This is a genomic window from Pantoea sp. 1.19 (assembly GCF_001922585.1).
Classification (GTDB): Bacteria; Pseudomonadota; Gammaproteobacteria; order Enterobacterales; family Enterobacteriaceae; genus 1-19.
Genome location: NZ_MRBS01000001.1, coordinates 491,614 through 515,985 on the forward strand (window position 1 = coordinate 491,614; position 24,372 = coordinate 515,985).

Below are 24,372 nucleotides of genomic sequence, written 5' to 3' on the forward strand. Positions count from 1 at the left end.
GCGCCCCCTCGCGCAGAGGGGGCGTTGACCATGTTTACTTCACCGGCATGCCCGGCTCGGCGCCGCTGTCGGCGCCAAGAATAAACAGATCCTTGCCGCCGGGGCCGGCAGACAGCACCATGCCTTCCGATACGCCAAAGCGCATCTTGCGCGGCGCCAGGTTGACCACTACCACGGTCAGGCGCCCTACCAGCACGGTCGGATCGGGATAGGCCGCGCGAATGCCGGAGAAAATCTGCCGGGTTTCGCCGCCCAGGTCCAGCTCCAGACGCAGCAGCTTGTCTGACCCGTCCACGCACGCGGCGGTGGTGATGCGCGCCACACGCATGTCCACTTTGGCAAAGTCATCGATGGTGATGGTGCCCGTCGCCTCCGCGGTGGTTGCCGCCGGCGGTTTGGCTCGGGTGGCCGCGGTAGCGGCCTGCGCGGCCGGAGCGGCAGCGGCGGCATCCGCTTTCGAGGCCTCGACCAGCGCCGCCACGTTGGCCGGCTCGATGCGGCTGTAGAGCGCTTTGAACGGATTAATGGCGTGCGACAGCAGCGGCTGCTGCACGCCCTCCCAGGTCAGCGGCTGGCCGAGGAAAGCTTCGGCGCGTTCGCTCAGCGACGGCAGTACCGGCTTCAGCCAGGTCATCAGGACGCGGAACAGATTGATACCCATTGAGCAGATCGCCTGCAGATCCGCGTCGCGCCCCTCCTGCTTCGCCACCACCCACGGTGCCTGCTCATCCACGTAGCGGTTAGCCAGGTCGGCCAGCGCCATGATTTCCCGCACTGCGCGGCCATACTCACGGCTCGCCCAGGCTTCACCGATGCTCTGCGCTGCGTCGGTAAAGGTTTTGTACAACGCCGGATCGGCCAGTTCGGCCGCCAGCTGTCCGCCAAAGCGCTTCGTGATAAAACCGGCGTTGCGCGACGCGAGGTTCACCAGCTTATTGACAATGTCGGCGTTCACGCGCTGAACAAAATCTTCCAGATTGAGATCGATATCGTCGATGCGTGACGACAGTTTGGCGGCGTAATAGTAGCGCAGGCTGTCGGCGTCGAGGTGTTCAAGCCAGGTACTGGCCTTGATAAAGGTGCCGCGCGACTTGGACATTTTGGCGCCGTTTACCGTCACATAGCCGTGAACAAACAGGTTGGTCGGTTTACGGAAGCCGCTGCCTTCCAGCATTGCCGGCCAGAACAGGCTGTGGAAATAGACAATGTCTTTGCCGATAAAGTGATACAGCTCGGCGTCGGAGTCTTTCCGCCACCAGGCATCAAAGTCGATATCGCCGCGCTTGTCACACAGGTTCTTAAACGATCCCATGTAGCCGATCGGCGCATCCAGCCAGACGTAGAAGTATTTGCCCGGCGCATCCGGAATTTCAAAGCCGAAGTAGGGGGCATCGCGTGAGATATCCCACTGCTGCAGGCCCGATTCAAACCACTCCTGCATTTTATTGGCCACCTGCGGCTGCAGAGCGCCGGAGCGGGTCCAGGCCTGCAGCATGGCGCTAAAGCTCGGCAGATCGAAAAAGAAGTGCTCGGAATCGCGCAGCACCGGCGTCGCGCCAGAGACCACGGATTTCGGATCGATCAGTTCCGTCGGGCTGTAGGTCGCCCCGCACACTTCACAGTTATCGCCGTACTGATCCGCCGCTTTACAGGTCGGGCAGGTGCCTTTTACAAAGCGGTCCGGCAGAAACATGCCTTTTTCCGGATCGTAAAGCTGCGAGATAGTGCGGTTTTTAATAAAGCCGTTCTCTTTCAGGCGGGTATAAATCAGCCCGGACAGCTCACGGTTTTCGTCGCTGTGCGTGGAGTGATAGTTATCGTAGCTGATGTTAAAGCCGGCGAAATCAGTCTGATGCTCCTGACTCATCTCAGCAATCATCTGCTCCGGCGCGATGCCGGACTGCTGCGCTTTCAGCATGATCGGCGTACCGTGGGCGTCATCGGCGCAGATGAAATAAACCTGATTGCCGCGCATTCGCTGGTAACGGACCCAAATATCTGCCTGGATATGCTCGAGCATGTGGCCGAGATGGATGGAGCCGTTGGCGTACGGCAGCGCGCACGTTACCAAAATTTTCTTCGCGACTGGAGTCATAGTGAGACTTGCTATACCTGATTGAAAATGGGGGTTAGATGTTACCCGAAAGCGCGGGGGTGCGTAAACAAAGGGGGCACGAAGGGGATTATTTCCCGGCGAATCCCCTACCCGGCGACGGCTTCTGATATTCTTAACGCATTGAGTTTCGTTGAACACACTGAAGGAGAGGGAATGCGCGACCATTCCACGTCACCCCTGTCACCGGACACGCTGCGCGCGATGGTGAACGGGGTATTGGCATCGTTTGAACATGCCACGTTGAAACACAACCTGACGACCCTGAAGGCCGTGCATCACGTGGCGCTGATGGATAATCGCCTGCACATTGAGCTGGTGCTGCCCTTTGCCTGGAACAGCGGCTTTGACGATCTGAAAGAGCAGGTCAGCAACGAGCTGCTGCGCATGACCGGCGCGGCGGCCATCGACTGGCGTCTTCATTACGACATCGCCACCCTGCAGCGGGTGAAAAATCAGCCCGGCGTCAACGGGGTGAAAAACATTGTGGCGGTCAGCTCCGGCAAAGGCGGAGTCGGTAAGTCGAGCACGGCGGTGAATCTGGCGCTGGCGCTGATTGCCGAAGGCGCCCGGGTCGGCATCCTGGATGCGGATATCTACGGGCCGTCGATTCCCAGCATGCTGGGCACCGAGGATCAGCGCCCCAGCTCGCCGGACGGCACCCACATGGCGCCAATCCTTGCCCACGGCCTGGCGACCAACTCCATAGGCTATCTGGTGACCGAAGATAACGCCATGGTGTGGCGCGGGCCGATGGCCAGTAAGGCGCTGATGCAGCTGCTGAACGAAACCCTGTGGCCCGAGCTTGACTACCTGATCCTCGACATGCCGCCCGGTACCGGCGACATTCAGCTCACTCTGGCGCAGAACGTTCCGGTCACCGGCGCGGTGGTGGTCACCACGCCGCAGGACATCGCCCTGATAGACGCGCGCAAAGGCATCGTGATGTTTGAGAAGGTGAGCGTCCCGGTGGTGGGCATAGTGGAAAACATGAGTATGCACGTCTGTAGCCACTGCGGCCACGAGGAGCCGATCTTCGGCAGTGGCGGGGCGGAAACGCTGGCCGAGCGCTATCATACCCGGCTGCTGGGGCAGATGCCGCTGCACATCAGCCTGCGCGAGGATCTCGACTTCGGTGAGCCGACGGTGGTACGCCGCCCGGAGAGCGAATTTACCGCGCGCTATCGCCGGCTGGCGGGTGAGGTGGCGGCCCAGCTTTACTGGCAGGGCGAGGTGATCCCCGGTGAGATCGCCTTCCGCGCGCTGTAAGCGCGTCAGGGCTGATGTACAAACAGCGGCGGCACCTCGATCAGGGTGGTGTCGCCGCCGCCGCCGCTGTCAATCAGCGCAAACACCGCATCCAGCATCGCCGGCACATTCTGCTTCATCATCTCAATGTCGTGGCCGAGCAGGCTGACAAACGGATCCCAGTCAAAACAGCCCATTGTAAGCTGCCGCTCGCCAACCAGGCCCGCGCTATCCATCCAGCGCATCACCCCTTCCAGTGAAATGGTCGAGTTAACGAACAGGCCGTTAACCGGGCGCTGATGGCGCGCGGCATACTGACTGAGTACCGACGCCGCTTTTTCCGGCGCGTAGCCACAGGTCAGAATGTCCCCGGTCTGCACCGGCAGGCCGTACTCGCGGTGTGCATCGCTGAACCCGCGCAGGCGCTCGCGGGTGTTGTGATCGCTACCGCGCCCGCCGACAAACACCAGCGGTCGCTTTTCGCCCATTCGCCGCGCCACGTTCTCCAGCACCCGCCGCGTCAGCGCCCGGGCCCCGCCGTAATTATCGGAAATCACCGAGGGCGCGCGCTTGCCGGGCAGATCGAGATTCAGCGTGGGCACGCCGACGGCGGCACACAGCTCGCTGATTTTATCCGGATCGGTGGCGCCGGTGGCGATCACCCAGTCGACCTGCCAGGAGAGCATGGTCTGCGCCGCTTCCAGCTCCAGCGCCGGATCGCGGCGGGTACAGGTGACTATCGGGAACAGCCCGCGGGCGCGGGCCATTGCCTCAAAGCGCTCGACGATAGAGCCGAAATAGCGGTTATCATACTTGGGGACGATCATGCCAATGATGTGCGAGCGCTGGCTGCGCAGCACGCTGGCCTGCTTATTCGGGGCGTAACCCTGCTCCTGCGCCACCCGCGCGATCTTTTCCGCCAGCTGCGCGCTGATGCGGCGCTTCTTCCAGTTGCCGTTGAGCACCGAACTCACCGCCGTCGCCGATGCACCGGTCAGTTCCGCCAGGTCATAGATGGTAGTTTTCCGGGCTTTTTTGCGTTGAATCACAAATCCGTTACCTCTTTTTTTACCTAGCTTGACACCAAAATTGAACAGTGACAATGCTGCTCCATCGATTGAGCAATTGTGAGATCGATGTGTTCAATGTGTGAGCTTGATGTGAAATTAGGTGAAGAAGTGTCCATTCGGGAGGCGTCCGCCGCGTTGCCAGGCGTCCTGATGTCCCGCTGAACCTTTCGCTCCCGTCAGTCATCCCGCGGTCTACGGCAACCTCCGCGCGTTGACAGGTTTTCCGCTACCTGAGGAATATGACATGCGTTACCGCACAATGTTGATGGCATCCGTCGCCGTGATGATGGGAATGAGTTCGCAGGCGCTGGCAGAAGACGCCGCGACGGTCGCTTTTTTGATGCCGGATCAGGCCTCGACCCGCTATGAGCAGCACGACTATCCCGGCTTTAAAGCCCGAATGAGCAAGCTATGCGCCAGCTGTAAAGTGATTTACCAGAATGCGAACGCCAGCGCGGCGCTACAGCAGCAGCAATTTAACTCGGCGATCGCCCAGGGCGCGAAGGTGATTGTCCTCGATCCGGTGGATTCGTCGGCCGCCGCCGGACTGGTGGCGATCGCGCATCAGCAGGATGTGAAGGTGATTGCCTACGACCGGCCGATTCCAAACCAGCCGGCCGACTTCTACGTCTCCTTCGACAACGAGGGGATCGGCTATGCCATCTCCCAGTCGCTGGTGGCGCATCTGAAAGCCAGCGGCGTGCCGCAGGGCGCCGGCGTATTGGAAATTAACGGGTCTCCCACTGACGCCGCTGCCGGGCTGATTCGCGACGGCATTCATCGCGGCCTGAAGGATTCGGGCTATAAAACCCTGGCCGAATTTGACACCCCGGAGTGGGCGCCGCCCAAGGCGCAGGAGTGGACCGCTGGCCAAATCACCCGCTTTGGCGACGCCATTAAGGGGGTTGTCGCCGCCAACGACGGCACCGGCGGCGGCGCCATTGCCGCCTTTAAGGCCGCGGGCATCGCGCCGCTGCCGCCGGTCACCGGTAACGACGCTACCCTGGCGGCGCTGCAGCTGATTATCGCCGGCGATCAGTACAACACCATCTCCAAACCGTCTGAGGTGGTGGCCGCCGCCGCCGCACAGGTGGCGGTCGATCTGCTGGCCGGTAAAACGCCGAAGGCCACCACCACGCTGTATAACACGCCGTCGCAGCTGTTTGTACCGGCGGTGATCACCGCCCACAACATCAAGGCGGAGATTTTCGATAAACAGATCCAAACGCCGGCGCAGGTCTGCACCGGTGATTACGTGCAAGCCTGCAAAAAATTAGGCATAGCGCCGTAAACCGGTCCGACGGGTCCCCGATGGAGCGCGGGGACCCGCTCACAGCAAGAGGTCTTCGTTATGTCAAAGCAACCGGACCTGGGGGCCGTCAACGGCAGCCAGCCCATTTTACAGCTGCGTAAGGTGTCAAAGCATTTTGGCGCGGTGTCGGCGCTGACCGATATCGATCTGGAGGTCCACGCCGGTGAGGTGGTGGCGCTGGTGGGAGATAACGGCGCGGGCAAATCGACGCTAATTAAAGTGCTGGCCGGCGTCCATCAGCCGAGCAGCGGCAGCATCGAATTTGCCGGGCGGGAAGTGACGCTCGACAGCCCGGGCAAAGCGCTGGAGTTGGGCATCGCCACCGTGTTCCAGGATCTGGCGCTGTGTGAAAATCTCGACGTGGTCGCCAACCTGTTTCTCGGCCACGAGCTCTCGCCCTGGCAGCTGGATGAAGTGGCGATGGAGGTCCGCGCCTGGACGCTGCTGCAGGAGCTGGCGGCGCGTATTCCGTCGGTGCGGGAGCCGATTGCCTCGCTCTCCGGTGGCCAGCGTCAGACGGTAGCCATCGCCCGTTCGCTGCTGCTGAATCCGAAAATCGTCATGCTGGATGAGCCCACCGCGGCGCTGGGCGTGGCGCAAACCGCGGAAGTGCTCAACCTGATTGAGCGGGTGCGCGCCCGCGGCCTCGGGGTGATCATCATCAGCCACAATATGGAAGACGTCCGCGCGGTCGCGGACCGCATCGTGGTGCTGCGGCTGGGGCGAAACACCGGCGTATTTACCCCGGAAGCCAGTAATCAGGAGCTGGTCGCCGCCATCACCGGCGCCACGGAAAACGCGGTCTCGCGCCGCATCCAGCGTAAAGCGCAATCCGTTCAGTCAGAGGTTCACTCATCATGACGCTCATCACCAATAAGCCGCCGGTGGCGGCGCGGGCGCTGGATCGCAGCGACGAACGCGTACAGCACAGCGACGGCCTGGCCGGCGTGCTGCGCGCCTTTATCAGCCGAATCAAAACCGGCGATCTCGGTATGCTGCCGGTGCTACTGGGGCTGATTCTGATCGCCACCGTATTCAGCGTGCTCAACCCGGTATTCCTCGCGCCAAACAACCTGGTCAATATGCTGTTCGACTGCGCCACCGTGGGCTTTATTTCGCTGGGCATTGTCTGCGTGCTGATGCTGGGCGAAATCGACCTGTCGGTCGGGTCCATGAGCGGGCTCGCCTCAGCGTTGATTGGCGTCCTGTGGGTGAATCTCGGCTGGCCGGTGGCCGGTGGCCGGTGCCATCGCGGCGTCACTGGCGGTGGGAGCGGCGGTCGGGCTGGTGTACGCGCTGCTGTTTACCCGCCTCGGCATGCCGAGTTTTGTTGCCACGCTGGCCGGCCTGCTGGCGCTGCTGGGACTGCAGCTCTATATCCTCGGACCGTCGGGCAGTATTAACCTGCCGTACGCCTCGCCGCTGGTGCGCTTTGGCCAGGTTATGGTGATGCCGGACGGACTGGCGCAGGCGCTGGCGCTGCTGCCGGGCGCGGTGATGGTGCTGCAGGGGCTGCGTACCCGGGCGCGCCGCGCGGCGGTGAATCTCTCCTCCGGACCGGTCAGCGCCCTGTGGCTACGCGCCGGCATCCTGACCGCGGTGCTGGCGTGTGCGGTGTTTTACCTCAACCTCGGTCGCGGCGTACCGTGGATTTTCGGTGTGTTCGTGCTGCTGGTGGTCACACTGAACTACGCCCTGAAGCGCACCCAGTGGGGCCGCTCAATGTTTGCGGTGGGCGGCAATCGCGAGGCCGCGCGCCGCGCCGGGATTAACGTCCGGGCTATCACCGTCAGCGCCTTTGTGCTCTGTTCGACGCTGGCCGCGGTGGGGGGCATTCTCGCCGCGTCGCGACTGGCGTCGGCCAGCCAGCAGGCGGGCACCGGTGACGTCAACCTGAATGCCATCGCCGCGGCGGTGATCGGCGGCACCAGCCTGTTTGGCGGTCGCGGCAGTGCCTGGTCTGCGCTGCTCGGCATCATTGTGATTCAGGCCATTTCTAACGGCCTGACGCTGCTGAACCTGCCGTCCTCACTGCGCTACATGATAACCGGCGCGGTGCTGGCGATCGCGGTCATTGTCGATTCCCTGGCGCGGCGTTCGCGGGCAACTCACGGTCGCGCCTGACCCTTCACTGTAACGGGAGAAATACGATGCAACACGCCTTAGAAAACAAAGTGGTCGCCATTACCGGTGCCGCCTCGGGAATCGGCTTGGCCTGCGCCAAAGCCTTTCTGGCCGCCGGGGCCACCGTGGTGATGATTGACCGCGCCCGCGAACGACTGGAACAGCTGACCGACGAGCTGGGTGACAACGCCCTGCCGCTGGTGGTGGATCTGCTGCAGCCGCAGCAGGTCTCCGGCATGCTCTCGGGCATTCTGGCGGCGGCCGGGCGGCTGGATATCTTCTATGCCAACGCCGGCGCCTATGTCGGCGGCGCGGTGGCCGAAGGCAATCCGGATGAGTGGGACCGGATGCTGAACCTGAACGTGAACGCCGCGTTCCGCTCAGTACACGCGGTGCTGCCGCACCTGATTGCGCAGAAGTCGGGCGATATTCTGTTCACCAGCTCCATCGCCGGGGTAGTGCCGGTGGTCTGGGAGCCGATTTATACCGCCTCGAAATTTGCCGTTCAGGCATTTGTGCACAGCACCCGTCGGCAGGTGGCGCAGCACGGCGTGCGGGTCGGGGCGGTGCTGCCTGGCCCGGTGGTGACCGCGCTACTCGACGACTGGCCAAAAGCCAAAATGGAGGAGGCGCTGGCCAACGGCAGCCTGATGCAGCCGGAAGAGGTGGCCGAGGCGGTGATGTTTATGGTCACCCGCCCGCGCCACGTGACGGTCCGCGATCTGGTGATCCTGCCCGGCAGCGTCGATCTTTAATCGCCGGCGCCGGGGGCGCCAGCAGTTTACGCAGTAAGGGAGAAGAACATGAGCGGCGAAGCAGCGCACAGTGCGCAGACGGCGGAGCGGGTGTTTATCGGCATTGACGTGGGCACTGCCAGCGCCCGCGCCGGCGTGTTTGACGGCGAGGGAACGATGCGGGCCAGCGCCCGCCGCGCCATCACCCTGTACCGCGGCACCGGCCAGGCGGTGGAGCAGTCGGGTGACGAAATCTGGCAGGCGATCGCCGGGGCAGTCAGGGAAGCGGTCAGCGAGGCGGGGGTTGACCCGGCGCAGGTCGGCGGCATCGGCTTCGATGCCACCTGCTCGCTGGTGGTGGTCGGCGAGGACGGTGCGCCGCTGGCGGTGGGCGACAGCGAGGATCCGCAGCGCAACATCATCGTCTGGATGGATCACCGCGCCACCCGCGAAGCGGAGCAGATTAACGCCACGCAGCATCCGGTACTGCGCTACGTCGGCGGGCGGCTGTCGCCGGAAATGGAGCCACCAAAACTGCTGTGGCTGAAAACTCACCGGCGCCACATCTGGGACCGTGCCTGGCAGTTTTTTGATCTTGCCGATTACCTGACCTGGCGCGCCAGCGGCGATTTGGCGCGCTCCACCTGCACGGTTACCTGCAAATGGACCTACCTGGCGCATGAGTCGCGCTGGGATCCCGACTTTTTTCACCAGGCGGGGCTGGGGGACCTGGCGGAGGAGGGGTTCCGCCGTATCGGCCAGCGGATGCACGAGCCGGGGACGGCCTGCGGCAACGGCCTCACCGAGCGGGCGGCGCGCGAACTGGGGCTGCCGGTCGGCACGCCGGTGGCGGCCGGCATGATCGATGCCCACGCCGGCGGCATTGGCACCGCAGGGGCGCAGGGCGACGCCCAGGACACGCTGGCCTACGTGTTTGGCACCTCCTCCTGCACCATGACCAGCAGCCCGGAGCCGGTATTTATTCCCGGCGTCTGGGGACCGTACTACTCGGCGATGGTGCCCGGCCTGTGGCTGAACGAGGGCGGACAGAGTGCCGCCGGCGCGGCAATAGACCGGCTGCTGGGCATGCATCCGGCGGCGGCGGCGCTGGCGCAGCAGGCGCAGGCGCAAGGCTGCACGCTGCCGGTGCTGCTGGCCGATCGCGTGCTGGCCAGGGTGGCGCAGCCATCCGATGCCGTGGCGCTGATCGCCGGGCTGCACGTGGTGCCGGAATTCCTCGGTAACCGCGCGCCCTTCGCCGATCCGCGCGCGCGCGCGGCGATCGCCGGACTGGATATGAGCGAAGACGATGCCAGTTTGCTGGCGCTGTATGTTGCCGGCATCTGCAGCATTGGCTACGGCCTGCGGCAGATTATCGATGTGCAGACAGAGGCGGGCGCGACGGTGCGGCAAATCGCCATCAGCGGTGGTGCCGGGCAGCATCCGCTGGTGCGTCAGCTGCTGGCCGATGCGACCGGGATACCGCTGCTGGCGACCCGCGCCAGCGAACCGGTGCTGCTCGGTGCCGGGATCCTTGGCGCCTGCGCCGGTGGGCTGGTCAGCTCGGTGAGTGAAGGGATGGCGCGCTTTACGCGGGCGGCGGCGGTGTGGACCCCGTCCGCTGCGCAGCAGACGCGTCATCAGCGACGCTATCAGGCGTTTTTACACCTGCAGGCCAGCGCGCGCGACTTGCAGGCGTGGGACTAGCGGGCCATTACAGCTCGTTACGCAGCCGCTGATAGCCTTCAACCAGCGCCACGTTGGTCTCGGCCACCTCTTCGGAGAACTGCACCGAGGCCGGATCCACCCGGGCAAAATCGCTCAGGACCGAATCCGGCCCTACGCGTTCGGTAGAGGGAACGTAGGTGTGCGGCGGCAGCGTCACGCCGTCGACCACCGCGTTATAGCGCACCACGCAGCCGGTTTGAATATGGCAGTTAAACAGCACGCTGTTAAAACCAATAAACACCCGTTCATCCACGCGGCACGGGCCGTGCACGATGGCGCGGTGCGCAATTGAACTGCCGCTGCCCACGCTCACCGGCGCGCCGCTTTTCGAGTGAATCACCACCCCGTCCTGAATATTGGCGTGGGCATGAATCTCTATCGGTTCCATTTCGCCTTCGGCATTCACCTCGTCGGCGCGGATCACCGCGTAGGGACCAACGTACACATAATCGTGAATAATGACCCGGCCGCAGATCACTGCCGTAGGGTCGATAAAGGCGTTGGGCGAGACCTGCGGCAGATGGCCGGAGGGATTTTTACGTAACATCTGAGGCTCCTTTCCAGTGGGTAACGGCGACGGCGTTGTGCGCATGCAGGCTCTCCTGATGCTCGACCCGTATCGTTGCCGCGGTACACCATGCGGCCGCCTGAAACGCCCGTTCCAGGCGGCGCGCGGCGTCTTCACAAAACAGCAGGTTCGCGCCGTTAGCCAGCGCAAAGGCGCGTTCATCGCAGCGTTTCACCGCCGTCTGCACGGCGGTGCCCAGCGCCTGCTCGGCGCAGGCAATCGCCGCTGCGACCGGCAGTTCGCGGGCTTCGGGATCGAGACGCAGACGGATGTGTGCCCAGCTCCGCTGGCTATGCGGCGTGGCGGGCATTCCTGCCGCGGCCAGCCAGTCGGCGATCTCCGCCACCGTCAGTCCGTTGCGGCGATCGCCAAACGCCTGCAAAAAGTGCGACTGTGCGGCATGACGGCTGAGTGCCGCGGAGGCCGGGCAGGTGGAGGAGTAAGGCACCGCCACGTCAAGCGTTAATGAAAACGTCTTCTCCAGCGTGGCCTCCACGCCGATCGGATAGGCTTTCCAGCCGCTGTGCGCCGAGACCAGCGCGCGACGCGAGAGCAACACATCGCCGGATAGGGTCAGGCTGGCGCGATCGCAGCGCCCCGGATGGGAAGCGAGAAAGCCCGCCAGCACGGTGCGCAGCCGCGCCGGCGTCAGTTCCCCCTGGGTGAGTTCGTCCAGCTGCAGGTAGAGGCGCGACATATGGATGCCGCTGCCACCCTGGGGGTCGGCGAGGAGATTAATGCCGGCGTTAACCCGCGCCGATACCGGTCTGCCGGCGATGTCGACCGGCAACGCGATATGCTCCATGCCGACCCAGGCCAGCGACTGGTGTTGACCCGGACCGGGAGCGGCCTGCGCATCCGGCAGGGCATCAGTGGTGGTTGTTAACATGACAGACCCGTGATTGTTGTTCATGACAAATAAACAGGACGGCTCGTCGACCGCCGCGGTATTAATGTGTGTTATGTTATAACGTAACATTGGTGACTTGCCAAAGGGGGCGTAACATCCGCATCGCTGGCGGAAGGCGGATACGGCGCGGTAAAGCAGCAGAATTGCGCTAAAGCAGAGCAGCGGGGCGGCGCTAAAGCAGAATTACACCGAAGCAGAACCGCGGGGCGGCGAAGACGCAGAGCCGCGCGACGGTGGGGGAACGGCAGTAAGAGGGGGCCAGGCGCCGCCGCGTCGCGGCGGCGGCACCGACAATCAGAGGCCGCCGGCCAGCCGCAGCGCGCAGCCGCTAAGCCAGAGCCCCACGCCGAAGGAGAGGTGAGCGATCAGGCTGCGCCGGCGCGCCACCGACGGATGAGGCGTGCGCGCGGCGGCCACGCCAAAGCCAAACGCCGGTTGCATAATCAAAAATGGCGACAGCACGCTGATAATACCGGCCAGCAGCGCCGGCAGTAAGGCGGGGGCCTGCAGCCAGGATGGCCCCACGCAGCTCAGAAACAGCGTGGCAAACAGCACGCCGATCAGGTAGTGCGCCAGCCAACCCAGCGGCTTCTCTCCGGCCACGACGGGGGCCTGCAGAATGGTCCGGTGGCGCCACTCGCCGTACCGCATCCGGCCAATCCAGCGCCCCACCAGCCGGTAATCCAGCGAGGGAATTTTGAGCACCCGCGCCTGAAACAGCGCCCAGAGATCCATGATCAACGTTGCGCCGACGCCCAGCGCAATCCCCTGCCACCCCATTTCCATATATTTATCCTGTATGTCATCAAGTTTGCGATACTGCGCCCATTTTTTTTACCCTGCCGTGTGGTCAGTCACACCAGGACTGGCTGGTCGGGCTGCCGTTTGCTAAAATAACTATCAAATAATTTATTGAATGATGAAACAAAGGCGAAACTATGTCAACCAGCAGTATGGAGAATGCGCAAATGATATTCGGCACGCTGGCGGAGGTAGCCCGCTCCCTTGCCAATCCTCACCGACTGATGCTGCTGGAGCACATCGCTCAGGGCGAGCGGCCCGTTGAACGGCTGGCAGAGTTGTCGCAGTTATCGCTGGCGAACGCCTCTCAGCATCTGCAGCAGCTCAAGCGCGCCGGCCTGGTGCAAGCGCGTCGCGACGGCAAAAATGTGCTGTACCGACTGGGGGACGGGCCGGTGCAGTCGCTCCTCGCCGCGCTACACCAGTACGTCGCCTTCCGACACGGTGAGATCAGTCAGTTCGTGAGTGAGAGCGTCAACCGGCAAGCCGATCTTGAATCCGTATCCCGCGGGGAATTGCTGCAGCGCCTCAGCGAGGGGGATGTGACGCTGCTGGACGTGCGGCCCAGCGAAGAGTATCGCCTGGGGCATCTGCCCGGCGCGATTAACATCCCGGCAGAGGAGCTGGAGGACCGTTTGGCCGAGCTCACCCATCAGCAGGAGGTGATCGCTTACTGCCGCGGTCCCTGGTGCGTGCTGTCGCAGGAAGCCATGACTCTGCTGAAGCGCAAAGGGTATCGCGCCCGCTGTCTGGAAGACGGTTTTCCGCAGTGGAAAGCCGCCGGACTGCACGTAGAGGCCAGTGAGTAATTGCCAGCGGGCAGCCGTCCCGGCTGCCCGTTTAGCAATCACTGACGGCGATAAATGCGCTTAGCGACCAGTGCCGCCGCCGCCGCGGCCAGTAGATAGACGACACCGGCCGCGTTAAATGCAAGAGTAAACCCCGCCAGGCTCTCCGTCTGCGTCGCGGCCAACGCCATCAGCGCCGCCAGCCCCATCGTCGGGCCCAGCTCCATTGCCGTATTCATCACTCCGCCCGCCAGCCCGCCGCGGTGAAGAGGGACATGAGCCGTTGCCAGCACGGCGCTACCTGAAAACACCAGCGAGGCGCCGGCCGGCAGGATAAACAGCCCCGGCAGCAGGTCCCAGCCATAGTGAGAGTGTGGCGTCAGGTGACCCAGCAGGAACAGGCCGACCGCGCCAATGACTAATCCACTGAGGGTTAACGTCAGCGCGTGGAAGCGGCCAATTAGCCAGTGTGCAGCGCGATTAACCACCAATAACGCCACCGTATAAGGAATAAACGCCAGCGAGGTGGCCAGCGGGCTCCAGCCGCGAATCTGCTGCAGATACAGCGACAGCAAAAACGTGATCAGTCCCATCCCGGCGGCGGCCAGCAGGATACCCACCAGGCCCGCGCCGCGCGTCAGGTCGAACAAAAAATCAACCGGTAATAATGGGTGCGCTACCCGGCATTCGTAAACGAAAAACAGCATCAGGCACAGCGTACCGGCCAGTACCGGCGCGTACACGACCGGTGCGGACCATGCCGCTTCGCCACTGGCAATCAGTCCAAAACTCAGCAGCATAATACCCAGCGTGGCCAGCAGGGCACCCGGTATATCAAGCGGCGCCGGAGCAGGTGATGTTTTCAAATCGCGCAGCGGTTTATGCACCATCCACAGCCCCAGCAGGGCAACCGCCACGGGGACGATGAACATCCAGCGCCATGATACCCAGGTGGTCAACATGCCGGATGAGAGAAACCCGACCGCGCCGCCCAGTACGGATACGCCGCCCCAGGTGGCCATCGCCCGCCCAAACGCCGCCGGATCCGGATAGAGCTGACGAAGAATCGCCATCAGGGCCGGTGCGATCAGCGCCGCGCCGACGCCCTGCAGCAGCCGTACCGCCACCAAAATGGCGTAGGAAGGAGCAAACAAACCGACCAGTGACGCACCGCCAAATAGCAGCGCACCGGCACGTAGCAGGCTTTTCCCGCCAAGACGATCGCTGAGACGACCGCCAAACAGCAGCAGTCCACTGAATGGCAAGCCGTAACCGGCGCTGATTAGCAGCAGTTCCGGCTGTGCCAAAGAAAACTCCTGTGCAATCGCCGGTAGCGGCACCCCGACCATGACGATAGTGAAGATAAGCGTTGCCTGCATGATGGCCAGCGCCAGAAAGAGGCCGGATCGATGCCGGCTCTGCTCCGGCGCACGGCTATCCGCTGCCAGCGATTCTGGCAGAACGACGTCAATTTTACTCATGGCCCACTCCTGTTCGGTAAAAAATCAGTAACGATGACTGTTTAATACATCTACACGTATTTATTAAATCATTCAATATATAAATTGATTGAATGCGATCGCGAAGCCATCGTCGGGTGTTTTTTGCACAGTCGGGGAGTTTGGATAAGTTAAATATTGCTAATGGTAATTTGGCGATGTTTATCAATTCAAGATGGGTTTACGCCCTGACTTATGGGCTTTTCTTGTTTATATCAATTAAAACAGTCTGATAGTATATTTCAGTCGGTTAAGAATATTCTTAACTATATAATAATTTATTATATACATCAGTATTGCTTACTATTGACGGCGCTAAGGTGTGCGTCGTACATTATAACAATTCAGTAAAGCATTGAATGATTGATTGCTTTACTATTTATTTTTTTCATTAAATATAAATTTTATTTATTCGCAGTGGTGACTCCCGCCCGGTCGGGCGGTCTGCCACTGCGCTCAATCTTGCTCGCATGATAAGGAGTGTGCAGTGGAACGTTTTCGCGATGCTGTCGCCAGTCTGGGATTACGGCTGAATCCCGGACAGATGATACCGAATACCGTTTTATTACCGGACAACCCGCGCGTACTGGTAAAACAGATCATGGCGGTTAATCAGTGCCGCTTGCCGGAACCGCTGGATAATCTCGCGGTGGATGAGCATGCTGCCGATGCGGTAACGGGATTTCCGCTCACCGATATGCAATATGCCTACTTAATTGCCCGCAACGCGGCAATGCCTCTGGGCAGCATACCAGCGCAACATTATATCGAAATGGAGGTGTTCAAGACTGATGAAACCCGACTGGCTGCTGCGTTAAACCAGGTTGTTCAGCTCCATCCGATGATGCGGGCTGAGCTGACGGACAATGCGCGCCAGCGTATTATCCAGCATGTGCCTCCGGTACAGCTTGCCGTTGAGGATACGTGCGGGTTCAGCGAGGAGGCGCGCAGTGCCTATCTGCAGGCCACCCGCGACGCAATGCATGCCGCGCAGGCGCTGTCCGACAGTACGCTGCCCTTTCGCGTGCAGGCTACGCGCCTGCCGGAAGGCTGGTTAAGGCTGCATCTCTGCTTCGATTTGATGTTCTTCGATCTGCTCAGCATTCAGCTGGTATTACGCGACTGGTGGACGTTTTACTGTTTACCACAGCGTGAAGCTAAACCGGTTCAGCTGTCTTTTCCCTCCTACATCAGTTTACAAGAGCGACTGCTGCTGACGCCTGAGGGCCAGCGGGATGTAACCTACTGGCGCAGCAAACTTGCCACCCTGTCGGGCCCGCCGGAATTACCGCTGCGCCAGGCTCCCGAACGTATTCATCAGCCGCGGATGCAGCGCATTGCGCGGACGGTACCCGCCGGGTTAGTGAACCAGTTGCGCGCGCGCGCGGGAGACGTGGGGCTGACCCTGGAGACCCTTTTTCTGGGGGCTTTTACAGAAGTCCTGCAAAAATGGTCCCGCCGTGATGCTTTTTCACTGACCCTGACCCAGTTCAGCCGCCGTCCTTTCTCGCCGGATGTCAGCGCGCTGGTGGGGAATTTTTTACAACCACTGCTGCTGACCTGCGCGCCGGCGCCGCAGTCCACCCTGGTCGAACGCTGGATCGATCTGCAGACGGAACTGCTGTTAAACCGACTGCACAGTGCTTGCAACGGTATCCAGGTGCTGCGGGATAAAACCCGCCTTGATCAGGATGGGCGGGCCTTTTCCTTGCCGGTCGTGTTCAGCAATACGCTGGATGCTGATTTGCGCAGCTGTCTGCCGGACACCGGCTGGGAAGGGACGGCCCGTATTGCCTGGTGTAGCAGTCAGACGCCAGGGGTATGGTTGGAAAACCAGCTTATGATCCTTAATGGTGAGCTGGTGATGAACTGGAATTACGTGGCCGATTTATTCCCTGAGGGGATGATTGACGATCTGTTCCAGAGCGTCTGGCAATTACTTTACCGCTGCGCGGAAGAGCACGCCGTATGGCAAAGGGGTAGCGATACGGTGCCGCTGCCTGCTGCGCAGCAGCAACGGCGCGATCGGGCTAACGACACCGGGTGCGTCTTCCCGCAGCGGCTACTCCATCAGTCACTCTGGCAGGCCGCCCGGGCTAACCCGGATAAAGTGGCGGTCATCCAGGAAAATCAGCGGATTACGTTTGGGCAGCTGGCGGCGACGGCCTTGCAGTGGCAGGCACAGCTTGAGGCGCAGGTCAAAGTCCGGCCCGGTGACATCATTGCGGTGTCCCTGCCGCAGGGGCCGAGGATGCTGTCAGCAATACTGGCCGTTTTACTCGCCGGAGCGGCCTATGTGGTACTGGATCCGGCGCTGCCGGAAGAGAGGAAGCGTCGTCTGCTTGAGCGGACGGATGCCCGCGCCGTGCTGGGAGAAGCAGCGTTACCTCATGCTTCATCGCCCTGGCTGTCCGTCGGGGAGATGCTAACACACCCCCAGGCCGCGCTCCCTGAGTGGCAACCGCGTCAGCAGGTAAGCGATCTGGCTTATGTGATCTTTACGTCGGGGTCGACCGGAGAACCCAAGGGGGTGATGATCAGCCATCAGAACGCCGTGAATACGCTGCTTGATATCAATCAGCGCTTTCAGGTTAGCGCCGAAGATCGCGTTTTCTCGGTTGCGCCCGCCGGATTCGATCTCTCGGTCTATGACTATTTTGGCGTGCTGGGCGCCGGCGGCAGTCTGGTGTTTGCCGCGGCGAATGCGCTGGCCGATCCGAAAGCCTGGGCCGATACCATTAAGCAGCAGAAAGTAACCCTCTGGAACTCCGTTCCAGCGCCGGTCAAAGCGCTGATTGAGCAGGGTGGAGAGGCGCTACAGGGCAGCGCGCTGCGGCTGATTCTGATGAGCGGCGACTGGATCCCCCCGTTGATTTGCCGGGCCAGATTCGGCAGCGTCTCCCGCGCGCGGCGATCATCAGCCTCGGGGGGGCTACTGAAGGCTCTATCTGGTCAATCATCTACCCGATTGGCGACATCGATCCTGGCTGGACCAGTATCCCCTACGGCCATCCGCTCGCCAATCAGCGGTGTTACGTGCTCAATGAAGCTGGCGAAATCTGCCCGGACTGGACGACCGGAGAGATTTATCTGGCCGGTGCCGGCGTTGCGCAGGGCTACCTTGGCGATCCGCACCGCACTGCGCAGCGTTTCATCGACCATTCCCTGCGCGGCGAACGCCTGTATAAAACCGGGGATTTGGGGCGTTATCAGGCCAGCGGCGAGATAGAAATTCTGGGACGTGAAGATAACCAGGTCAAGATTAACGGCTACCGCATTGAGCTGGGCGAGGTTGAAGCGGCTCTGCTGCAGCATCCCAACGCGGGCCACGTGGTTATTCATACTTCAACCCATCCGAAAACCGGCCACAAGCAATTGGCAGCATGGATTGTGGATTCCGGAGAGGCCGGTCGGGATCGTGAAACTGAATACCGGCAGCTGGCGCAGCAATTATTGCCCGCTTATATGCTGCCCAACTGGTACACCTTTGTGGAACGTATTCCACTGACAGCCAATGGCAAAGTGGACAGAAATGCCTTGCCATCGGTCTGGAGCGCCTGCGGCGATGAGACTGCCCAGCCAGGCAGTGAACGTGAGGCCTTTTTGCTGACCCTCTGGCAGGAAGAGATGGAGCACAGTGAGTTCAGCATCACCGACGGCTTTTTTGACATCGGCGGCGACTCCCTGCATGCGGTCAGCCTGCTCGCCACGCTGCGGGCGGCGTTCCAGGTCGATCCCTCCCGCGAGCAGGAGATGATAGAAAGCCTGTTTATGAATGCCTCCGTCCGGGATTTTGCCCGCATTCTGGCTGACACGCCGCGCGTTTGCGCATCGGGAGTGGCCTGATGACCGCTTATCGTGAGCACTATGATTTTATTGTGGTTGGCGGCGGAACCGCGGGCTGCGTCATGGCCTCGCGCCTGTCAGCGAACGAACATGCCACGGTCCTGTTAATTGAATCCGGTGAAGACTCGCAGGCGCGTGAGGCCCAAAGCCCGCTGAACGATGCCTCACGCCTGGTTCTGGAACACTACAACTGGTCATACGAAGCGAACGTCCACGGCGGCGATCGCTTCGCCCCGGCCATTGGGGAACAGGAAGCCCCCCTGATACCGGGAAGCCGCCGCAAGCCGTTTGCTTACCGACTCGGGAAGGTGTTGGGAGGATCCTCAGCCATTAATGGCGCGGTGGCACTGCGCGGTTTTCCCGGCGACTTTGCCTGCTGGGCGGCGGCAGGTGCTCCGCGCTGGGACTGGCCTGCGGTACTTCCCTGGTACAAAATGCTGGAAAATGACCGCGATTGCGGTGACAGCGCGCTGCACGGCGGGAGTGGACCGCTGACGATACGCCGCCCCGCTGACGCGGACATTTTGCCGGTAGAGCGGGCGTTCGCCACCGCCTGCCAGGCGCAGGGCACGCCCTGGGTGACGGATTTTAATGCGGGTGAACAGCCGGCAGTAGGAGCGGTTCCGGCCAATGTATTAGGCGGTAGCGAACGCTACGATTTCTGCCGTGCCTATCTGATGCCAACCCGTGGGCGGAAGAACTTAGATGTCATCACCCGGGCTACCGCGGAGCGCGTGCTGTTCCATGGGCAGCGCGCCAGCGGCATCGAAATACGCTGTGCAGGGAAACATCACCTTTTCCGCGGGACCCAGCTGGTGCTCTGTGCTGGAGCGGTCGGTTCGCCGGCGCTGCTGCAGCGCTCCGGCGTAGGCGATGCGCGCCTGCTGCAGCGGCATGCCATTCCGGTGCAGGCGGATAATCCTGCTATTGGCAATCATCTCTCCGATCATGCGTCAGTGGTGCTGTGGGCGCTACCGCGTGCTGAAAATAGTCGGGTCAAGACGCCCTGGCGGCAAACGGCCGCCCGACTGGCCAGCGGCGTGGACCACCAGGTCGATGTACAGCTGGGATTAATGAATAACATCGCCAGTGACACCGTACCGGGATTCCTTAACCGGACCGCCTATCCTTCGCTGGTGGGCGCCTCGGTGATGCTTATGCGACCGCAGGCGCGCGGGCGGGTCTTTATCCGCTCTCGTCACAGTAGCGATCTGCCAGCGATTGATTTGCCTCTGACCCGCCATCCGGAAGATATCCGGCGGCTGGCGGGCGGCGTGCGTAAAATGTGGCAGCTGCTACAGCATCCCGAACTCCACGCCTGTCTGGATGGCATCCAGTTTTGGAACGCCGGCATGATCGACAATGACGACGTGTTGCACAACGCGGTGAAAAATCTGGTCAGTCCCGGCTGGCACGCGTGCGGCACGGTGAGAATGGGCTCGGCGGGCACCGCGGATATTGCAGCGGATGAGCACGGGCGCGTGCTCGGTGTCTCGCACCTCACCGTGGCCGATGCCTCACTGTTTCCCTGCATTCCTTCTATGCCCACCAATCTGACTACGGCGATGGTCGCCGAGCGGCTGGCCGCCGATCTGCTCAAGGAGTATCGATTGTGAAATCGCAACCATTACGTACTGTCTTTGCCTTCCCGCACGCCGGTGCGGGGGAAGGCGTCTACCGCCCCTGGGCGCGGCAGTTAGCTGGCGATCCCGGCCTGCGCTTCTGTCCCCTGGCTATTCCCGGGCGCGATTCGCTATCGCAGGAGAAGCCGCCAACGGATCTGATGACGCTGGTGTGGCGGCTGGCTGAACAAATAGACGGCCTGCTGACGTCGTCTGAACAGTCCGGCGGCGATTTTATTACGTTCGGCCACAGCTTTGGCGGTGTGATCAGTCTGCTGGTGACCGACGTGCTGGCCACGACGTTTCAGCGCCAGCCCAGCTTTTCAATTCTCTCGGGATCGGTTGCTCCGTCAATACAGACGGAAGACGATCGCCATCAGTGGTCCGATGCGCAAATCCTGGCGCGGATTCGGGAAGATAAAGGCACGCCGGAAGCCATTTTAAATGAAGCGGCGATGGCCCGCCGGCTGGTGACCGCGATGCGGACAGATTACCTGCTGCGGCAGCAGTTTTTACGCTATCGCCATCTGCAGGTCGCGCAACCGCTGGTGCTTATCTCGGCCCGTGAAGATGTGCACGTCCCACTCGCTGCCCAGTCTGCCTGGCAGCAGCACACCCGCGCGCTAACGGAGATAACTGAGATTCCCGGCGGCCACTTTGCCGTCTATCAACATCTCAATACCGTCAACGCGCTGTTCCACCGTGCCGGTCTGCGTAGCGGCCTCCCCCGAGCAGCAGAGACCGGGGAGGCGTGCCGCTATGTTTGATTCACTGGAGGCATTTCGCCAGCACTGCCGGGCGTTTCTGGCCCGGGAAGCGGTCCCTTTTATTGCCGACTGGGAGCGTGATGGATGCGTCAGCCGCACGTTCTGGCTGCGGGCTGGGGAGGCAGGTTTGCTGGGACTGGGGGAAGACCCCCGCTGGGGCGGCGGGCAGCAGCCTGATTTTCACTACGCCGCCGTGCTGACTGACGAGCTGATCCGAGCGGACATGACCGCGCCCGTTGTGATTGCCCACAACGACGTGATTGCCAGCTATATCAGCCAGCTCGGCAGCGAAGAGCAAAAGCAGCGCTGGCTGCCGGGGCTGCTGCGCGGTGAGCTGATCGCCGCCATTGCCGTGACGGAACCGCAGGGCGGCTCGGATGCGGCAGCGCTGACAACCGCGGCGGTCAGAGAAGGCGATCACTATGTGGTCAACGGACAGAAAGCCTTTATCACTAATGGAGTACAGGCGGATCTGGTGCTGACCGCGGTGCGGACCTCCGCCGCGGATCGCGGACAGGGCATCAGTCTGCTGGTGATAGAACGCCATCATGATGGATTTAGCCGCAGTGCGCCGCTGGAAAAACTGGGCTGGCATGCCAGCGATACCGCAAACCTGACGTTTCAACAGTGTCGCGTTCCCTGCGGTAATCTGCTGGGCAAAGAAAATCTGGGCAATCTCTATTTCATGGGGGGGATGCCGCGCGAGCGCCTGAGCATCGCGACGGTGGCGGTATCCACGGCAGAGCGTCTGCTGGCGCACACGCTGGAATACGTGAAACAGCGCCGCGCGTTTGGTCAGTCAGTGGGGTCCTTCCAGAGTAACCGTTTCCGCCTGGCCGAGTTGGATACCGAAGTCAAAATAGCCCGCATTTATCTCAATGACGCGATCGCGTCATTTAACGCGCGCGCGCTGAGCGTGACCGATGCGGCACGGGTCAAGCTGTGGACCACCGAGCTGCAGTGGAAAGTCGCCGATGCCTGTTTACAGCTTCACGGCGGCAGCGGCTATTTACGCCACGGCCTGGTCGGTAAGACTTGGGTAAACAGCCGGGTACAAACCCTGTACGGCGGAACCAGCGAAGTCATGAAAGAATTGATCAGCAAATCCATGGGGCTTTAATGATGAAAGATACCGTGATTGACCATCCGGGCGAACAACGGATGTCGTGTCAGATTACCGTTGCCAGCCAGGACGACTGGCGGGAAGTGGAAGCGATGGCGCGATCGGAGCGCTGGAATTTGGGCCAGGGCGATAGCCAGCGCTTTCAACAAACGGACAGTGAGGGCTTTTTTGTCCATCGCTGTAACGATCGCGTGGTGGCCTCCGTCTCCGTTGCCAATCTCGCCGACGACTACGCGCATTTAGGGCACTACATCGTGCATCCCGCTTTTCGCGGCCGCGGATGGGGACTGAAATTGTGGAGCCATGCGATCGATCATGCGGGAGCGCGCTGCATCGGACTGGATGGCATGCCAGAGCAGGAAAAAAACTATGCCCGATGGGGGTTCAAAACCCATTACCACACCTGGCGCCTCTGTGGTAAGGCTTTTGCTTCCCCCCACAGCCCGCAGATTGCCCCCGTTGCGCCGTCAGACGATGCGGCCGTGGCCCGACTCGATGCCGAAAAAGTGGGCTATCGCCGTTCGGCGCTGCTTCGCGACTGGTTCAGCGGTGACGGGCGACTGGCGTTTTGCGTAAGGATCGCGGGGCAGGTGGTTGGGCTGGTGGCGCTGCGTCCCGCCGATGAGGGATATCGTCTGGGGCCACTTTACGCCGACGATCCGGCCATGGCAGAGGCACTGTTTACCGCTGCGCTTAACGCGCTGCCGGCCGGGACGGCGGTAACGCTCGACGTGCCTGAACAACAAACCGCTTTTTTACAGCGCCTGCAGCAGTGGGGGTTTACCTCGCTGTTTCACACCTGCCGAATGTATCGGGGCACACCGCCGGTCAGCGCACCGCAGGGAATTTGTGCCATCGCCTCGCTCGAACTGGGTTAACCATGAGGAATCAAGCCTGTGACCGAACACACACCGACGCTTTTTGAATGGATGGGGGGCAGGGAAGTGCTGCTTAAACTGATGCAAACCTTTTATCGCAAAGTGGAACAGGACCCGCTGCTGGCGCCAATGTTTCAGCATATGCATGCCGATCATCCGGAGCACGTGGCAATCTGGCTGGAAGAAGTCCTGGGCGGGGAGGCAAATTACACGGCCCACCGCGGCGGTTTTAAGGGGATGGTTGCGAAACATCGCGGGCGGGCGATTCAACCGGCGCAGCGTCAGCGCTGGGTAGCATTGATGATGGAGAGTGCGGATGAAGTCAATCTGCCCGAAGACCCCGAGTTTCGCTCCGCGTTTGCAGGCTACATTGAGTTTGGTTCGCGTCGCGCGCAGGCCAACTCGCAGCCCGGTGCGCGCTCAAAACGGGAAAGTGTGAAGCTGTGGGGCTGGGGAGAGGCGCCACCGGGAACGCTCTGATCCCGCCGTGCGGGCCTGCGGGCCCGCTTTTGTTACCTGACTGGAATGACACCATGCTACGCATCCTGATTGGCGCCACCGGCTCGGTGGATGTCACTGCGCTACCCGGCTATCTTCGGGCAATAAAAGCCGCGTTCCCCTGTACGATTACGCTGCTGATGACGCACACTGCCGGGCAATTTTTGCCTGCAGAAACGCTGAACATTTGGGCCGATCGGGTGATCGCCGGAGAATCTCCGACCGACTGGCCGACGGATAAACCGTCAAAAATCGTGGCTGACCACGACCTGCTGTTGGTGCTGCCCGCCACGGCGAATATCCTAGCCCAGGTGGCCCAGGGGGCCGCGCCCAATCGTCTGGCCGTGGTTATCATGGCGGCGACGTTCCCGGTGATTTTCTTTCCGGCGATGGGCGGCGTGATGTGGCAGCGGCCAGCGGTTCAGCGTAATGTCGCCCAGCTTCGTGAAGACGGCTATGAAGTCTGTGAGCCTACGTGGGTGGAACATCACGATACGGCACTCAACAAACGGGTGCGCCATCCGTCGCTCCCGCCGGAGGAGAGGCTGGTGGTGTGGCTGCAGCGGCGGCTGTCGGCCAGGGCGTCCGCCACTGTCTGAGCGCGCGGGCCCGTCTGCGCGTGAGTGGACCGCCCATCATGCCAGCGCGCCGCGGCATTCACGGCGGCTGACGGCGGAGGACGACGGCGTCCTCCGCCGGAAGGGGGGCTGGTGGCGTGATTGCAGCCGTGGCTGTCGGCCAGG

21 protein-coding genes and 2 pseudogenes are annotated in these 24,372 nt (G+C 61.8%); 17 read left to right on the forward strand and 6 right to left on the reverse strand.

The window, feature by feature from the left end; genetic code table 11:
* Positions 1-34: 34 nt before the first annotated feature.
* A complete protein-coding gene (metG, locus tag BS626_RS02630; protein ID WP_075180838.1) occupies positions 35-2,095 on the reverse strand; it encodes a methionine--tRNA ligase in 2,061 nt (686 codons plus the stop codon).
* A 174-nt stretch (positions 2,096-2,269) separates the two neighbouring features.
* Between metG and apbC the strand changes: the two genes are divergently transcribed.
* On the forward strand, positions 2,270-3,382 hold the full coding sequence (apbC, locus tag BS626_RS02635) for an iron-sulfur cluster carrier protein ApbC (RefSeq protein ID WP_075180839.1): 1,113 nt from the start codon (positions 2,270-2,272) through the stop codon (positions 3,380-3,382).
* Between the two features lie 5 nt (positions 3,383-3,387).
* Here the strand turns inward: apbC and BS626_RS02640 are convergent, their stop codons facing one another.
* The gene (locus tag BS626_RS02640) at positions 3,388-4,410 is read right to left on the reverse strand and encodes a substrate-binding domain-containing protein (protein ID WP_075181112.1); all 1,023 of its coding nucleotides are present in this window, start codon (positions 4,408-4,410) and stop codon (positions 3,388-3,390) included.
* 280 nt (positions 4,411-4,690) lie between these two features.
* Between BS626_RS02640 and BS626_RS02645 the strand changes: the two genes are divergently transcribed.
* The 6 genes from BS626_RS02645 to BS626_RS02665 are packed head-to-tail and all read left to right on the forward strand — an operon-like array spanning position 4,691 to position 10,308.
* Entirely contained in the window at positions 4,691-5,722 is a 1,032-nt protein-coding gene (locus tag BS626_RS02645) for a sugar ABC transporter substrate-binding protein (RefSeq protein ID WP_371328478.1), read from the forward strand.
* 60 nt (positions 5,723-5,782) lie between these two features.
* Positions 5,783-6,604, forward strand: a complete 822-nt coding sequence (locus BS626_RS02650; protein WP_075180841.1) for an ATP-binding cassette domain-containing protein — start codon at positions 5,783-5,785, stop codon at positions 6,602-6,604.
* Positions 6,601-7,146 carry a hypothetical protein gene (locus BS626_RS18745; RefSeq protein WP_240494247.1) on the forward strand — a complete coding sequence of 182 codons (546 nt, stop codon included), beginning with the start codon at positions 6,601-6,603 and terminating at the stop codon, positions 7,144-7,146. Before BS626_RS02650 ends, BS626_RS18745 begins: the two co-directional genes overlap by 4 nt.
* Complete coding sequence (locus BS626_RS02655; RefSeq protein ID WP_240494260.1) at positions 7,031-7,867, forward strand: sugar ABC transporter permease; 837 nt, start codon at positions 7,031-7,033, stop codon at positions 7,865-7,867. Before BS626_RS18745 ends, BS626_RS02655 begins: the two co-directional genes overlap by 116 nt.
* Before the next feature lie 26 nt (positions 7,868-7,893).
* The gene (locus BS626_RS02660; RefSeq protein WP_075180842.1) at positions 7,894-8,622 is read left to right on the forward strand and encodes an SDR family oxidoreductase; all 729 of its coding nucleotides are present in this window, start codon (positions 7,894-7,896) and stop codon (positions 8,620-8,622) included.
* Between the two features lie 48 nt (positions 8,623-8,670).
* Positions 8,671-10,308: an FGGY-family carbohydrate kinase gene (locus BS626_RS02665; RefSeq protein WP_075180843.1), complete on the forward strand. Its 1,638-nt coding sequence runs from the start codon at positions 8,671-8,673 to the stop codon at positions 10,306-10,308.
* A 7-nt stretch (positions 10,309-10,315) separates the two neighbouring features.
* Here the strand turns inward: BS626_RS02665 and BS626_RS02670 are convergent, their stop codons facing one another.
* The 3 genes from BS626_RS02670 to BS626_RS02680 form a co-directional block, all read right to left on the reverse strand.
* Positions 10,316-10,876: a carbonate dehydratase gene (locus tag BS626_RS02670; RefSeq protein ID WP_075180844.1), complete on the reverse strand. Its 561-nt coding sequence runs from the start codon at positions 10,874-10,876 to the stop codon at positions 10,316-10,318.
* On the reverse strand, positions 10,866-11,786 hold the full coding sequence (folE2, locus tag BS626_RS02675; protein WP_075181113.1) for a GTP cyclohydrolase FolE2: 921 nt from the start codon (positions 11,784-11,786) through the stop codon (positions 10,866-10,868). The genes BS626_RS02670 and folE2 overlap by 11 nt, the downstream gene beginning before the upstream one ends.
* A gap of 315 nt (positions 11,787-12,101) precedes the next feature.
* Positions 12,102-12,593, reverse strand: a complete 492-nt coding sequence (locus BS626_RS02680) for a DUF2938 family protein (protein WP_075180845.1) — start codon at positions 12,591-12,593, stop codon at positions 12,102-12,104.
* Between the two features lie 152 nt (positions 12,594-12,745).
* On the opposite strand from BS626_RS02680, the gene BS626_RS02685 reads away from it, so the two are divergent.
* Positions 12,746-13,417: a metalloregulator ArsR/SmtB family transcription factor gene (locus BS626_RS02685; protein ID WP_075180846.1), complete on the forward strand. Its 672-nt coding sequence runs from the start codon at positions 12,746-12,748 to the stop codon at positions 13,415-13,417.
* Between the two features lie 38 nt (positions 13,418-13,455).
* Here BS626_RS02685 and BS626_RS02690 read toward each other — a convergent pair whose 3' ends face one another.
* Positions 13,456-14,877 (reverse strand): MFS transporter, encoded by a 1,422-nt coding sequence (locus BS626_RS02690; protein WP_083615872.1) that lies wholly within the window; start codon positions 14,875-14,877, stop codon positions 13,456-13,458.
* Positions 14,878-15,667: 790 nt separating this feature from the next.
* On the opposite strand from BS626_RS02690, the pseudogene BS626_RS02695 reads away from it, so the two are divergent.
* The 9 genes and pseudogenes from BS626_RS02695 to BS626_RS02725 form a co-directional block, all read left to right on the forward strand.
* A pseudogene (locus tag BS626_RS02695) lies at positions 15,668-17,689 on the forward strand (AMP-binding protein); the annotation flags it as partial.
* 80 nt (positions 17,690-17,769) lie between these two features.
* Positions 17,770-17,958: pseudogene (locus BS626_RS19040) on the forward strand (non-ribosomal peptide synthetase); the annotation flags it as partial.
* Positions 17,959-18,093: 135 nt separating this feature from the next.
* Positions 18,094-18,741 (forward strand): non-ribosomal peptide synthetase, encoded by a 648-nt coding sequence (locus BS626_RS18975; RefSeq protein ID WP_170870423.1) that lies wholly within the window; start codon positions 18,094-18,096, stop codon positions 18,739-18,741.
* The gene (locus BS626_RS02700) at positions 18,741-20,357 is read left to right on the forward strand and encodes a GMC family oxidoreductase (RefSeq protein ID WP_075180847.1); all 1,617 of its coding nucleotides are present in this window, start codon (positions 18,741-18,743) and stop codon (positions 20,355-20,357) included. The genes BS626_RS18975 and BS626_RS02700 overlap by 1 nt, the downstream gene beginning before the upstream one ends.
* Positions 20,354-21,130 (forward strand): thioesterase II family protein, encoded by a 777-nt coding sequence (locus tag BS626_RS02705; protein ID WP_075180848.1) that lies wholly within the window; start codon positions 20,354-20,356, stop codon positions 21,128-21,130. Before BS626_RS02700 ends, BS626_RS02705 begins: the two co-directional genes overlap by 4 nt.
* Positions 21,123-22,250: an acyl-CoA dehydrogenase family protein gene (locus BS626_RS02710; RefSeq protein WP_075180849.1), complete on the forward strand. Its 1,128-nt coding sequence runs from the start codon at positions 21,123-21,125 to the stop codon at positions 22,248-22,250. Before BS626_RS02705 ends, BS626_RS02710 begins: the two co-directional genes overlap by 8 nt.
* Positions 22,250-23,131: a GNAT family N-acetyltransferase gene (locus BS626_RS02715; RefSeq protein WP_083615873.1), complete on the forward strand. Its 882-nt coding sequence runs from the start codon at positions 22,250-22,252 to the stop codon at positions 23,129-23,131. The genes BS626_RS02710 and BS626_RS02715 overlap by 1 nt, the downstream gene beginning before the upstream one ends.
* Before the next feature lie 18 nt (positions 23,132-23,149).
* Positions 23,150-23,611 carry a group II truncated hemoglobin gene (locus tag BS626_RS02720; protein WP_075180850.1) on the forward strand — a complete coding sequence of 154 codons (462 nt, stop codon included), beginning with the start codon at positions 23,150-23,152 and terminating at the stop codon, positions 23,609-23,611.
* A gap of 53 nt (positions 23,612-23,664) precedes the next feature.
* On the forward strand, positions 23,665-24,228 hold the full coding sequence (locus BS626_RS02725) for a flavoprotein (protein WP_075180851.1): 564 nt from the start codon (positions 23,665-23,667) through the stop codon (positions 24,226-24,228).
* Positions 24,229-24,372: the final 144 nt, after the last annotated feature.